The organism is Candidatus Poribacteria bacterium (assembly GCA_026706025.1).
Lineage (GTDB): Bacteria > Poribacteria > WGA-4E > WGA-4E > WGA-3G > WGA-3G.
The window spans coordinates 1-13,672 of the sequence record JAPOZO010000095.1 but is presented as its reverse complement, the minus strand read 5'-3'; the positions used below and the strand labels follow the sequence as shown (position 1 = coordinate 13,672).

The window sequence follows — 13,672 nt, the reverse complement described above, 5'->3', positions numbered from 1 at the left end:
TCCTTAAATTGTAAGTTTATCAAAATCACCCTTCGGATAGGGTGTCCTAAAGCTTTCGGTCCTTTCCCATTAACACTTATGAAACTGTGTTCTTGGGAAATTTTTGGTTCCGCTTTCGGTGTTGATTGTACAATTCAACACTGTATGGAACCCACGATCATATTCTCGTTAAGTCGAGTAACGTTGGGCTATTTCGTTTGTTGTTCTCGTCGCAGTGCGTCAAGAACGAACCGACACGTTGAGAACAGAATTTCGCGAGGACAGTTAACTGTAAAAAGATTCCATTGGAACGTTAAACGCCTCGCCCGAAAGTCAATATCTAAACGAGTACCTTAAAGTTTAGCAAAAATTGCAAACTTTGTAAAGGTAAAATACGGATTTTTCCGAAATTATACAAAAATTAGTCTCTTTTGTCAAGAGAAAACTTCATTATTATGCAAATTCTACCTTAAATCTAAACGTTGTCAAGAAAAAAAGATACGCGCCTATAACGCCTAACCGAAAAGAGGTCCCCCATTTCGTATGCCTTAATTATACTACATTTTTAAGGTGTTGGCAAATCTTTTTCAATAGCCATCAGCGGTCAGCAAGGATAGCTGACCGCTATTCTCCCTCAAAGAGTCCCATCTGTTCACTTGCAGTACCGCTCGCGTAGGTCTCAAGACGTTCTGGGTGTGTCAATACATCGACGACCTTATCAACCTCAGTCGGTGCGAACGGAAACGCGCCCGTCCTGATGAGTTCCCGGGGTCCCTCGCTCAGCGGGTGCTGTATATCCCACCGACACGCCAGCACTGCTCTGTCTTGGCGTTGTGCGTACCGCGCCGTATGCATCGCGCCTCCAGTTTTGGGTGCCTCAACGACAATTGTCGCCATAGAAAGTCCACTAATAATACGGTTCCGTTGAATCAGATTGCCCGGCGACGGTGTTGATGGGAAGGGGTGTTCCGAAAACAGGCAACCGTGCTCATAGACCTTCATCGCGAGTGGATTGTTCTGCGCTGGGTAGATCGCTGACAAATCTGTACCGATGACCCCGACGGTTTTTCCCATCCCCGCAAGTGCGCCGGAATGCGCGTACGTATCAATACCGGCGGCGAGTCCACTGACAATCGTAAATCCAGATAGGACGAGTTGTGTCGCAAGTGAGAGCGTCAACTGGATCCCTTCTATACTCGGTGCCTTGCTCCCTACAATCGCCACACACCGTTCATCAGGTTCGGTTAATGTGCCGACGCTGCACAAAATGCCTGGCGCGTCGGGGAGGTGCTTCAGTTGGGAGGGGTAGGTGGCATCTTCAGGACACATCACCCGGACCTCCTGATCTCTGAGTGCGTCGAGTTTTTCGCGAAATGTCGGGAAATTACCTGATGCCGTGAGTATCCGTGAGGCGAGCACTGGGTTAAAGGAGGGCAACCGCGCGATTTCTGGGAGTTCTGCTTCAAAGATTGCCTGCGCGCTCCCGAAACGTGCTATTAACCGTCTAATCCGCACGCTGCCAAGCCCTTCAACCGAGGCGAGGGCTAACCAGTATTCGAGAGGCGTTTGCTTTTCTGATTGTGTCATGGGTGTTATCAGTTTTCAATTTTACCTAATTTGAACGTCAAAACGCATTGGGAGCGATTCAAGGTCACATCTGCTGTGAATACTTGATACAGTATAACACAAACGCGGGTAGATGTCAAATTGGCAGTTAGTCTGCTGCAGGACTGTTTAGTTTTAGGTAAATTGTAAGTCTGAACTGTGATTTCTGTGATTTTTGTGATAGGGTCTCTGCTGAAATTTTTCGCGAAGTATCCGGTGCGGTAAGGAGACCGCACCATAGGTGTCAATTTAGGGATTTTTCGTTCGATTCTCGTCCTATTAATTCTGAACTGTGATTTCTGTGATTTTTTTGATTTTTGTGATAAGGTCTGTGATGGGAAATAAGCTGCTGATTGTGGTGTTGAAGTTTCTACAGAGATGCCGTTCCTACGGAACTGAAGAGGGTTTTGAAGTCATCAAGGTTTCCGCGTAGTATCCGGTTCGGTTAGAAACCGAACCTACCGGCCTGGGGGTCGCGACGGTTATTTTTTCTTAAATTGACAGTTATGGTGCGGTAAGGAGACCGCGCCTACCGGGCCTGGGAAAATGTAGAATTACCGATCTATTTTTTTAGACTTCATCTAACCGGTTAGTTTGAGTTGGAGGCAGAATGTGTATCTATTTCTTCTAAGCTTTGCGCGGTTATGGCTTGCTCTAAGAGCGTGTCGAGGAGCGATAGGTTGTGGATGTTGCGGATTTCACGTGAAAGCACTTCAGGCACGTTCTGAAATTGGAGCTGCAGGAGTTTGAGGATTGCGTCCTGTTTGCCTTCGGCTTTGCCTTGTTCTATGAGAAATTCGGCTGTAGTCTGTGCCATCGTTTCTAACTCCTTTGGGTCTTGAATGTGTTGTCTGATAATGTCTACTAACGTATCGCGCTCGTCACGAGAACGCCGGTGGAATATCAACTGCACAAAATATCGGAGTGCCTCGGCAACTTGCGGTGCGAAGCCTTCATCGACTGACGCTATATGCGACATAGCATCCGCTAATGCTTCGCTTATCTCTGTCTCGTCGGCATGCTCCTTTTGAAGCACACGGAGCAACCAACCCAGCGGATGCCCGGATTGCGTCAACGCCTCTGCTTCCGTCTCCTTGACCCCTAAAAACAGCGTGTCGAAACTCGGAACGAAACGCTCCAAGATTTCAGGGACATCCATGATCGCCGTTAGGGACACCGGCACTGTCCACGGACGATCACCTGTATAAAACAGGATCGGCAAGATCGGCTGTAAACGTCTTTCATTTTCCGGAGTCTTCGCCGTTTCCCATTCCCGCCGTTGCGACTCCCAGATCTGCACCATGTAGGACAATAACCGAAACCCCATCGTTTTATCCACTGTAGATTGATGTTCAATGAGGATATAGATGAACAGGGCATCGGTATCTATGGCATCTATGTTCTCTTGAAACGGGACACTCAGTAGCACATCTGACTCGCGTTCTTGCAGTGCTTTAGAGATAAAACTTCTTTTCTGGTATGTGATCCGGTTGAAGTCGAGAAATGTTTCGATGTCGGGTGCGATAATTTGGACTAACCCGCGCACATATTCCTTGTCTTGAAGCAAGCGTCTGAGGCTCCGGTCAGGGAAGTGTTCTATCTGAGTCTCGTGTGTTTCGGGCATAGATGTCTATACTTTCAATCGTTGAGGAAAAACGTTTTGCAAAGTATAACATAGAAATCCCGAAAAATCAACAAGATATGGCGAAATGCTGCGACAGGCTGCGATAGGCTGCGAATTTTTCAGGGTTTTTTCAAAAAGCATAACATATATTAAGTATTAATACCTGCGAAAAGGACAACACCAAAAACGGACAATTGAATGGCTCTGGACTTGCCCCTCAGAGCCATTCAGTTTTAAGAAATTATAGAGTTTCTCGTACTTTTTTCAGGATCCGGTGCGGTTCCAAACCGCACCTACCGGGCCTGGAGGGTCTAAAATTAAACGAAAAAACCGAAAACTGAATGGCTCTGGACTTGCCCCTTTTAAATTGTTGACTTGCACCCTTTAATTAAGGTATACTTTAACAGCAGACACTTAGATGAGGAGACGGAAATGGAAAACACTACTATACGCCTCCTCTCGACGAACGAACTCAGCCGACACTATGGCGGAGTCATCGCGTTGTCGGGAGTGACGATGGCGGTGCATCCCGGACAGATTTTCAGCCTAATCGGACCCAACGGTGCCGGAAAAACGACACTTTTTAACTGCGTCACTGGCTTGGATAAACCGACGCTCGGAAGCGTCGAATTCTTAGGCGAATCGATCACTGGATTTCGGCCCGACGAGGTCACGGCGCTCGGTGTTAGTAGGACATTCCAGAATATACGGCTCTTCGCCGAGCTGACCGTCCTTGATAACGTCAAAATCGGTCGGCACCCGCGCACGAAAAGCACATTCATCGGCGCAGTCTTCCACACCAACGCGCAGAGAAGCGAAGAAGCAGCCATCGCCGCGCGCGCACACGAGATGCTGGAATTCGTCGGATTAGATAACCTCAGCGACCAGACCGCTGGTAACCTCTCCTACGGGGATCAGCGACGCGTTGAAATCGCGAGAGCATTGGCGACCGAACCGAGACTCCTGCTTCTCGACGAACCCGCCGCCGGAATGAACCCACAGGAGACACAAGAACTCATTGATCTTATCTATGCCATACGCGAACAAGGTATCACCGTGCTTCTCATTGAACACGATGTGAAACTGGTAATGCAAATCTCCGATTGGGTCACAGTCCTCGACCACGGCGAAAAAATCAGTGAGGGTAGACCGGCAGAAGTGCAAAACGATGAGCGTGTCATCGAGGCGTATTTAGGGACAGCGGAGGAAGAATAGCAGTCAGCAATCGGCACTCAGCCATCAGCAAAGAAGCGGAGCGGATGCCCTGATTTCTGACGACTGACAGCCGACAGCCGACGGCTGATAACTACTAAAAACCATGCTTGAACTCAGAGACATTCATACCTACTATGGCAATATCCGAGCTGTCCGCGGCATCTCCATCACCGTCAATAGCGGTGAGATGGTCTGCCTCATCGGTGCAAATGGTGCTGGAAAATCAACGACACTGATGACCATTTCCGGTATCCATGCACCTGTTGAAGGCAGCACGCATTTCGAGGACCGAGATATCACACAGACTTCCGCAGAAGAGCGTGTCTCACTCGGCATCTCCCAAGTGCCAGAAGGACGGCTCATCTTCCCGGATATGAGCGTCCTTGAAAATATTGAGCTCGGTGCTTACGCGCGAAACGATAAGCAGGGCATCAGAGAAGATATCGACAAAATCTTCCAATTCTTCCCTGTCCTCCAGGAACGGCAAAAACAGCGTGGCGGTAGTCTCAGTGGCGGTGAACAACAGATGTTGGCAATCGGACGGGCGCTCATGTCGCAGCCACGGCTGCTTCTGCTCGATGAACCGTCCTTAGGGCTTGCTCCGCTCATCGTTAAACAGATTTTTGAGATCATCCAGCAGATCAATGCCGACGGTACAACGATCCTCCTTGTCGAACAGAACGCGCAGATCGCGTTACAAGTGACCGATAGGGGCTACGTCATGGAGACCGGCGAAATTACAATCGAAGGCACCTCTGCTGATCTGTTAGCCGATGAACGCGTCCGACAGGCTTACCTTGGGGAATAAATATTTTATAGGACTTACGCAATTTTGATTTTAGCGGTTCCTGTTAAGTGGGGAGTTTGGAAAAAACGCAGATGTTCTCTTGGCACAGGCTAACAGCCTATGCTACAAAAGAGCAGCATGCGTAAGTCCTAATTTTAGAGAGATACGCCATGAAAACTATCATTTTTTTCTCCATACTCTTTTATGTAATCACGCTGCCTGCGCTTGGTGCGCTAACGGAGGCGGATCTGAATAAAATCCGCTTGATTGTTAATGATGCCGAAAACCGTATTAAAGCGGAAGTCAAAGCGGATATCAGTGCACTCAGAAAGGAACTCAAAGAAGATATTGCCTCAGTCAAAAAGGAACTCAAAGAAGATATTGCTAATTCCGAGAAGCGCATGAAAGAGCATATTGACGTCAGAATGAACAGCGTCAACATCGAAGTGGATAGCGTCCAAAAACAGATGGAATTCCTGACATATATGGTGTATGCCTTGATCGCGCTCATTGTCGGGGCGATTGCGATCCCGCAACTCATCGTGACATGGCGGAGTGGAAGGGATCGCTCCCTCGAAAGACAGGTTGAGATACTCACACAGGAAGTAGAAACACTGAAGCAGCAGCGGATTGTAAACCCGTAACTTAACGGAATAAATATCTATGTATCCAACGATCTACGATTTCGGTCCCTTCGGCATCCATAGCTACGGGCTGATGTTAGCGACTGCCTTTATTACGTCTACCTTTGTGATCCAACACGAACTGAAACGGCGCGGTTTTGTTTCAGAACTCGCAGGGACTATCGTCGTCGCGGCGGCTATGGGTGGGGTTATCGGTGCGAAAATCTATGCGGCACTCTTAGACGGCAGGATCACACTCGCCGAGATTTTCTCTACGAGCGGGTTGGTCTGGTACGGCGGTTTCCTCGGCGGTTGTCTCGGTGTCCTCATTGTCGTTGTCCGGTCACCGAACCCGACACTCCCTACGATTGATATTATCGGTCCGACGCTCCTTCTCGGCTACGGGATCGGTCGCATCGGTTGTCTTTTGGCTGGTGATGGTGACTATGGACCCCCATCCGATCTCCCTTGGGCGATGGCGTTCCCGAACGGCACTGTCCCAACGGATGTCCCTGTCCATCCGACACCTATCTATGAGACGCTCATATCCTTCACGTTTTTCGGGATTCTCTGGTCGCAGCGTCGCAAGTTGGAGGACATTCCCGGTGTCCTGTTTGGTAGCAGTCTAATCTTGTTAGGTGTGGAGCGATTTATTGCGGAGTTCTGGCGGATCACGCCACGCGTGTTGGGATGGATGACAGGTGCGCAGCTTTTCAGTATTGGCGCGTTCATTGTCGGCATCGTTTTGATTTTTTGGGCGCGCTCCCGTCCGCCTGTCGAGGCGGTGGTAGAAGCCGTTGCAGCGGAAGCGGAGCCCACTAAACAGACACCGCCCCCACGGAAACGCCGCAGGAGAAGGTAATTAGTTATCAGTTGTCAGTTGTCAGTTGTCAGTTAAAAGAGGGTTGGGACAATGCAAAAGGTCTCTTTACTGACAACTGAAAGGTTTTTTTGAAAAAAAAACCGTACTGAAAACTGACAACTATTTCCTCTGATAACTATATACCTTAATATAAAGGAACGTTAAAGAAAACGTGCAAACAAAACGGATCTGCCTCTGGTCGGGGCCTCGGAATGTTTCGACCGCACTCATGTATGCCTTCGCACAACGCAGCGATACGCAGGTCATTGACGAACCGCTCTACGCACATTACCTCCATACAAAATACGGCGCAGCTGCTGCCGATAGCACGCATCCGGCGACCGCTGAAGTCATCGCATCAATGGCAACGGACGCGACCGAAGTGGTCCGTGATGTTATCCTCGGTCCCTGCGACGCACCTGTGTTGTTCATGAAACAGATGGCGCACCATCTCATCGAGATTGATCTCGGCTTCCTTGAACGGACCCTCAACATCTTCCTCATCCGCGACCCGAAAGAGATGCTCCCCTCGCTTGCGAAGGTCATTGGGCTCCCGACGCTGGCTGATACTGGACTCAAGACGCAGCACGATCTGCTTATGTCGTTGCGCGCTGCTGGACAATCGCCGCCGATTCTTGATGCGCGATTGCTCTTGGAGGCACCACGGCGTGTCTTGCGCCAACTCTGTGAACGGCTCGATTTACGCTTTGATGCGTCTATGTTGTCGTGGGAAGCGGGTGGTAATCCTGCGGACGGGGTATGGGCGCCGTATTGGTATGGCAACGTGCATCGGAGTACAGGGTTCGCACCGTACCGTCCGAAATCGGAGCCGTTTCCTACGGAATTAGAAGCCGTGTTAGCGGCATGTTCGCCGCATTATGAAGTGCTCCGCCGGGATGCGATTATATCATGAATTGATTGTTGATGATTGGGTCGTCAGAAGTGCGATTATTTTGTCGTCAAACTTCCCGTAGGTTGGGTAGAACGGATGCCTGCGAAACCGGCTAAATTACAGGAGAACATAACTTTCTCCAGAGACGCAACTGCTACCAGAGCCCGAGTGAAACCCAACGCTTTTGCTGTGAAGTTTTCGGGACCCTGACAGTGTAAAGTTGGGTTTCACTGGGTTTCGGAGTATATCTTGGGGTATATTATTTTCCTGTGTGTCTGGTCTATCACTATCTGCCTTCTGAACGCCGTTCAACCCAACCTACGGGATTGAAATCGTTGGGTTTCACTCCATTCAGGAGTATATAGGGGTATATTATTTTCCTGTGTGTCTGGTCTATCACTATCTGCCTTCTGAACGCCGTTCAACCCAACCTACGGGATTGAAATCGTTGGGTTTCACTCCATTCAGGAGTATATAGGGGTATATTATTTTCCTGTGTGTCTGGTCTATCACTATCTGCCTTCTGAACGCCGTTCAACCCAACCTACGGGATTGAAATCGTTGGGTTTCACTGGGTTTCTGTTTGATATAGCAGGTATGGCAGGATTTAATCTTCTGTTGTTTTTGAGGGTTTTTTGTGGTATGGGTTCAACCCAACCTACGGGAATGGCGTTGAAATTTTTTGATGGTGAAATGGGTTGTGTGGATACTATTCCGAAAATGTAGAGGCACCCAACGTCATACCTTAAAAAGAGAGGCGTAGATGAGATATCGTCGAACAAAGATTGAAGGTGGAACATATTTTTTCACCGTTGTTACCTACAACCGTAGACCTTTCCTCTGCAATCCAAACAACGTCGAATTGCTACGCCAGGCATTTCGGGATACGATACAGCGACATCCTATGGAGATTGATGCTATTGTTCTGCTGCCTGATCACCTCCATTGCATCTGGACCTTACCTGGAGATGATCACAACTTTTCCATGCGATGGCGGGTAATTAAAAGTTATTTCAGCCGTCACTGCCAAGACAAAGACGATGGAATCATTTCGGTGTCACGTCAAGGTAAAGGGGAACGTTCGTTTTGGCAGCGCAGGTTTTGGGAGCGCACGATTCGAGATGATCGAGACTTTGCCAATCATGTTGAGTACATCCATTACAATCCGGTCAAACACGGTTTGGTAACTGCCCCAAAGGATTGGGAATACTCCAGTTTTCATCGTTATGTTCGGGCTGGATTGTATGATGAGATGTGGGGCGCGGGAGATGAGGTTTTATTTTCTCCGGAAATCGGTAGTGAGTAGTCCTCTTTATTTTTTTCTTGTAGGTTGGGTAGAACGGATGCCTCCGAGACCGGCTCAATTACAGAAGCACATAACTTTCTCCAGAGGGGCAAGTGCTACCAGAGATGTAGTGAAACCCACCGCTTTTGCTGTGAAGTTTCTGACCCTGTTCCAGTGTAAAGTTGGGTTTCGCTTGGTTTCGGAGTATATCTTGGGTTATATTAGTTTTGATGTGTATATGTGGTATCACCCTCTGACTTCTCACCGCCGTTCAACCCAACCTACGGGATTGGAAGCACATAACTTTCTCCAGAGAGGCAAGTGCTACCAGAGATCGATTGAAACCCACCGCTTTTGCTGCGAAGTTTCTGACCCTGTTCCAGCGTGAAGTTGGGTTTCGGAGTATATCTTGGGTTATATTAGTTTTGATGTGTATATGTGGTATCAACATTTGACTTCTCACCGCCGTTCAACCCAACCTACGGGATTGGAAGCACATAACTTTCTCCAGAGAGGCAAGTGCTACCAGAGATCGATTGAAACCCACCGCTTTTGCTGCGAAGTTTCTGACCCTGTTCCAGCGTGAAGTTGGGTTTCGGAGTATATCTTGGGTTATATTAGTTTTGATGTGTATATGTGGTATCAACATTTGACTTCTCACCGCCGTTCAACCCAACCTACGGGATTGGAAGCACATAACTTTCTCCAGAGAGGCAAGTGCTACCAGAGATCGATTGAAACCCACCGCTTTTGCTGTGAAGTTTCTGACCCTGTTCCAGTGTGAAGTTGGGTTTCGCTGGGTTTCGGAGTATATGTAGGGTTATATTGGTTTTGATGTGTGTATGTGGTATCACCCTCTGACTTGTCCCCGCCGTTCAACCTAAGGGAAACACCCAAGCAAAAACACCTACGGGACTATGGTGTCCGTTTCAACCGAACCGATGGGACTACCGATCTCCGATTAGGTTGCCGAGCTGCTTGAAGAGTTCATCCATCTCCGCGCTGCTCTTCTCATTTGCTTGGCGGATCTGCTGCAAGACATCCCGCGCCGTCAACACTGCCTCACCATTCGCTGCCTGCTCACCGTTTACGGGTGCACCTAAGAAGATCACGTCCAACGCGGCGTCAAACGTCTTCGCTGTTCCGAGTTCACTGGTGCCTGCCTTCACGATAACCATCTCCAACTTCGGACGCCGTGGCTGATTTTCGTCAATCTCTGCCTTCTCGCCCTTCTTCGGCTTCGGCTCCTTCGCTTGCAGATAGATCGGCTCAATATAAAACAACGTGTCCGCGATCGGGATAATCAGTAGATTGCCGCGAATGACATCACTCGCCTTCTCCCAACCGACGAGATATTGACCAATCTCTTTGTTGATGTCCTCCTCAACCTGCGTGGGCCCCGCGACATCGGTCGTCAGGATATAAACGAGCCGTTCGCCATAGTGGGGTGGATCGCAGCGGGCGACGAGCCATGCCTTGAGTCGTTTTTCGCGTTTCGGCGGTGTCAGCGGAATCATATTCACGAATTCGACGGTATCCGACCCCGGGAGTTTGAGCATGGTATAGTAGGGCATCATCTCCTGATCTGCTTCTGAGGAGTAGTAGGCCTCTTTCGGGATAGCCCAGCGGTTCCGGTGCTCATAGAAATCGGCGGCGTTCTGGTGATAATTCCCGTACATCTTGGCTTGAATCCGTGTCAGATAATCTGGGTATCGCAGATGTGCTGCCAAGCCGTCCGGCATCTCAGTGACGGTTTTAAAGAGTTCCGGGAACGCCTGCTGATAAGCCTGCATCACCTCTTCATCTTCCTTAACAGCATAGAAATTCACGGCACCACTGTAAGCGTTGACGACAGCGACCCCCGAATTCCGGATGTAGTTGAACTTATCGAAATCCGGTTCTTCGTATGATTCGCTTCCCGGTGTCAACTGTGCCGTATCATCGATATACATTTGCGAGTTCGGGTAATACCGGCTCGTCACATAGAAGTCGATGATCCAGTATAATTGTCCGTCGTTAATCACGATGTACGGGTCGGGGTCATAATTAAGGAAAGGTGCGATATATGAGACGCGATCTGAGACAAGACGTTCCTCGTGACGGGTGCCGATCTTCCGACGGAACATAATCCGGCTTTCGGGTGTAATCCGATCCGACCGGAGGACCCGAAAGAAATCGAATCGGAGTGCGAAACAGAGCCGTCGGAACCAACCGCCTAACGGAATCCCGCCTGTACCGTCTTCATAGGTATGTGCCAACGCTTCAGCAATTTTTTTCGCGTTGACATCTACATCCGTACTGCTGGGAACGCTTGCCGTTTCGACGTTATCCTTGGTGCCGTTTGCCTGCCGTCCCGCCTTTACGATCACATAATTGTGCGTCATTTCGCCATAATAAATCTGTGGCTGCTCGACTGTGAGTCCGAATTTGCTTTCTATCGGTACCTCGCTGACCCAGAAGTCAGGATAACCGTCCTTAACGAAAACGTTGACCGGCGACATGCAGACCCCATAGCCGTGTGTGTATTCGAGTCTCAGCTGCTCCCAGCCCGTAATATTGGATTCGGGATCGACCTCGCGTGCAGCGATCAGTACTTGGCGATACTCATCATTTACCTTGTATCTATCGACATCTGTGAACCGGTGGAAGTTGTAGTGTGGCACAATCTGTTTTTCGCGGAGTGCCTCATGAAGCACACGCCGGTCCCAGATTTGGATATTCTTTTTGATGTCCTCATTCTCGGTGATCGTTTCGAGTGTTGCGGGGGTTTGCGTTTGCTCTTGGGTCACCCGCTGGATCGTATCGAGTTCAAAAGCGCGCTGTGTGTCTTTGATGTGCTGTGCGAGATACGGTTCTTCTTTAACGATGACGTCGATCCGTGCGTCCCAGAGATAGATCCCGATCGGGTAGACGTGGAGGAGTAGGACGTAGCTGAGTCCCCATGCCCCGGCGGTCACGTACCACAACAACCGCCGTCGCCAGAAGATATTAAACACAATAACGATGGCGATGCCGATCAGCACGCCGCAATAGAGTTTCGTCGCAGCCAGACGGTGGAAGTCAACATAAAACAGACCGTGGAGCGATGAGATTTCCAACGTCAGTGGTGTCTTATAGACCGTGCCCCATAAATTCACGTGGCTCCCCCAGGCATTGACGAGCAGCAACAACAGCCAGAGTGCTGTTCCGTGGAAAATAATGTGCCGTTTCACGCGCGCCATCGTGTGCGCATCCCGACGGTAGTAGAAATTATACAGTAACCCGACAACGGCGCATGTCACCCATAACAGTATCTGTATCCAGAGGCTCAACCATTTGTGCATCGGGTAGCTGAACAGATAGAAATTCCGGTCTTTCCCGAAGTGGTGTCCATTTTCTGCAGGTGCTGCTTCCGTACCGGGTTCGCCGTCCGGTACTGCTACATCCGTTTCACCGGCGACCGCCGCAACCGGACTCTCAGGTTGATGGAGATACCGGAGCGCGATGTCGTCGAGCAGGAGCATCGGGGTCGCCATCAGCAGCCCGAGCACGATGGTGATGCAGATGACCGTTCGATGGAAAGAGAACGTCTGGGTATGTGTCCAGCGTCGGAACTCGCGCGATTCTGGACACAGTATATTCGCAATCGCAGCGTTGATGTTCATAAACCCTGCCGCAACGATGAAACAGAGTGCGAAGAACCCCCAACGGATCTTATGGAGTCCCCAGAACACGTCGGCGTAACCGAGGTGTTCATACCAGAGATGTTCTGTATATAAGAACGCCAATGGGTAAAATGTACTGATTGTGAGAAGTCCACTCAAGCTCCAGAGGAGATAGGCTTGTAATCTACTATGCCGATCCCGTCGGTAGTAGTCGCCGCGGCGGTAGCGGAAGATGCCCCAGATAAAGGTAACGCTCACAAGGAGCGCGCTGAGTACTAATTGTGCGATCGCGAGATTCGCTGTCATGGTGAGAAGCCTCCTATATACATTAATTATAACACAGGTCTGTCGCGTGGCGCAAATTGGTTTTTATGCGCGTGCGTTTGCTAAAAGATTTTGGATTCTGAACTGTGATTTTTTTGATTTTTTTGATTTTTTTGATAAGACCTCTGGTGGTAAATAAGATGCTGATTGTAGTTCCCGTAGGTTGGGTAGAACGGTGTTGAAAAGGTATATGTCGGTGTGCTAATAGCCTGAAATCCAACCAGCCATCGTATACATCCAAACACGCAGTGAAACCCAACTTCAGCCCCTCAAGTGCCCGGAAACCGCCAAGGCGTTGGGTTTCACTCGTTTTTCTGTTTGGCGTGCGGTCTCTGGTGTGGTCTGAGTGTTGTGTTCCTTTTCAGAGTTTTGGGAGTATGCGTTCAACCCAACCTACGGGATTGATAAATGGGTAATGCTTTGTGTTAATTCTGAACTGTGATTTATGTGATTCAATGATTTTTGTGATAAGATTTCTGTTGTAAGGAATGGAAATGTAATACAAGGAACGGATTTAGTCTAACCCCAGACTAAATCCATTCCTTGTATTACACTCCGAACCTACCGGACCTGGGGGTCGCGACGATTATTTTTCTTAAATTGACACTTATGGTGGGGTTAGGAAACCGCCCCATAGGTGTCAATTTAGCATAGTATGTAATCCAAATTGCGACTCACAAATTTTCAACGTTCCCATAAGGTTTTTCAGACGTTCTTGCCACCCCGTAGGGGTGCTATATCTATAGAAAACGGTGTGTGCCAGCAACCGCACCCCGTATGAAGTTTAAGAAATAAATTGGGTAATTGTTTAGAGTCTGTTATGCTGTTTGCT

General features: G+C 49.1%; 9 protein-coding genes. 6 read left to right on the top strand and 3 right to left on the bottom strand.

The genetic code is table 11. From position 1 onward, the window contains the following. Positions 1-603: 603 nt before the first annotated feature. Both dprA and OXH00_24375 read right to left on the bottom strand, forming a co-directional pair. A complete protein-coding gene (gene dprA, locus OXH00_24380) occupies positions 604-1,566 on the bottom strand; it encodes a DNA-processing protein DprA (GenBank protein MCY3744161.1) in 963 nt (320 codons plus the stop codon). A gap of 607 nt (positions 1,567-2,173) precedes the next feature. Continuing rightward, positions 2,174-3,208, bottom strand: coding sequence for an Rpn family recombination-promoting nuclease/putative transposase (locus tag OXH00_24375; protein ID MCY3744160.1), 1,035 nt, complete (start codon positions 3,206-3,208; stop codon positions 2,174-2,176). Positions 3,209-3,640: 432 nt separating this feature from the next. Between OXH00_24375 and OXH00_24370 the strand changes: the two genes are divergently transcribed. The 6 genes from OXH00_24370 (at position 3,641) to OXH00_24345 (ending at position 8,893) form a co-directional block, all read left to right on the top strand. Further along, on the top strand, positions 3,641-4,423 hold the full coding sequence (locus OXH00_24370; GenBank protein ID MCY3744159.1) for an ABC transporter ATP-binding protein: 783 nt from the start codon (positions 3,641-3,643) through the stop codon (positions 4,421-4,423). A gap of 103 nt (positions 4,424-4,526) precedes the next feature. Then, a complete protein-coding gene (locus tag OXH00_24365) occupies positions 4,527-5,231 on the top strand; it encodes an ABC transporter ATP-binding protein (GenBank protein MCY3744158.1) in 705 nt (234 codons plus the stop codon). Between the two features lie 149 nt (positions 5,232-5,380). Further along, the gene (locus OXH00_24360; GenBank protein ID MCY3744157.1) at positions 5,381-5,854 is read left to right on the top strand and encodes a hypothetical protein; all 474 of its coding nucleotides are present in this window, start codon (positions 5,381-5,383) and stop codon (positions 5,852-5,854) included. Positions 5,855-5,873: 19 nt separating this feature from the next. Continuing rightward, positions 5,874-6,695: a prolipoprotein diacylglyceryl transferase gene (locus OXH00_24355; GenBank protein ID MCY3744156.1), complete on the top strand. Its 822-nt coding sequence runs from the start codon at positions 5,874-5,876 to the stop codon at positions 6,693-6,695. Positions 6,696-6,867: 172 nt separating this feature from the next. Then, positions 6,868-7,608, top strand: a complete 741-nt coding sequence (locus OXH00_24350) for a sulfotransferase family protein (GenBank protein ID MCY3744155.1) — start codon at positions 6,868-6,870, stop codon at positions 7,606-7,608. A 742-nt stretch (positions 7,609-8,350) separates the two neighbouring features. Then, a complete protein-coding gene (locus OXH00_24345) occupies positions 8,351-8,893 on the top strand; it encodes a transposase (GenBank protein ID MCY3744154.1) in 543 nt (180 codons plus the stop codon). A 926-nt stretch (positions 8,894-9,819) separates the two neighbouring features. On the opposite strand, the gene OXH00_24340 is transcribed toward OXH00_24345, so the two are convergent. Then, a complete protein-coding gene (locus OXH00_24340) occupies positions 9,820-12,822 on the bottom strand; it encodes a UPF0182 family protein (protein ID MCY3744153.1) in 3,003 nt (1,000 codons plus the stop codon). Between the last annotated feature and the right edge of the window lie 850 nt (positions 12,823-13,672).

Coding starts and splice junctions, on each gene's coding strand:
- OXH00_24375 (MCY3744160.1), bottom strand. CDS start 3,208: ATGCCCGAAACACACGAGACTCAGATAGAACACTTCCCTGACCGGAGC.
- OXH00_24355 (MCY3744156.1), top strand. CDS start 5,874: ATGTATCCAACGATCTACGATTTCGGTCCCTTCGGCATCCATAGCTAC.
- dprA (MCY3744161.1), bottom strand. CDS start 1,566: ATGACACAATCAGAAAAGCAAACGCCTCTCGAATACTGGTTAGCCCTC.
- OXH00_24370 (MCY3744159.1), top strand. CDS start 3,641: ATGGAAAACACTACTATACGCCTCCTCTCGACGAACGAACTCAGCCGA.
- OXH00_24340 (MCY3744153.1), bottom strand. CDS start 12,822: ATGACAGCGAATCTCGCGATCGCACAATTAGTACTCAGCGCGCTCCTT.
- OXH00_24360 (MCY3744157.1), top strand. CDS start 5,381: ATGAAAACTATCATTTTTTTCTCCATACTCTTTTATGTAATCACGCTG.
- OXH00_24365 (MCY3744158.1), top strand. CDS start 4,527: ATGCTTGAACTCAGAGACATTCATACCTACTATGGCAATATCCGAGCT.
- OXH00_24345 (MCY3744154.1), top strand. CDS start 8,351: ATGAGATATCGTCGAACAAAGATTGAAGGTGGAACATATTTTTTCACC.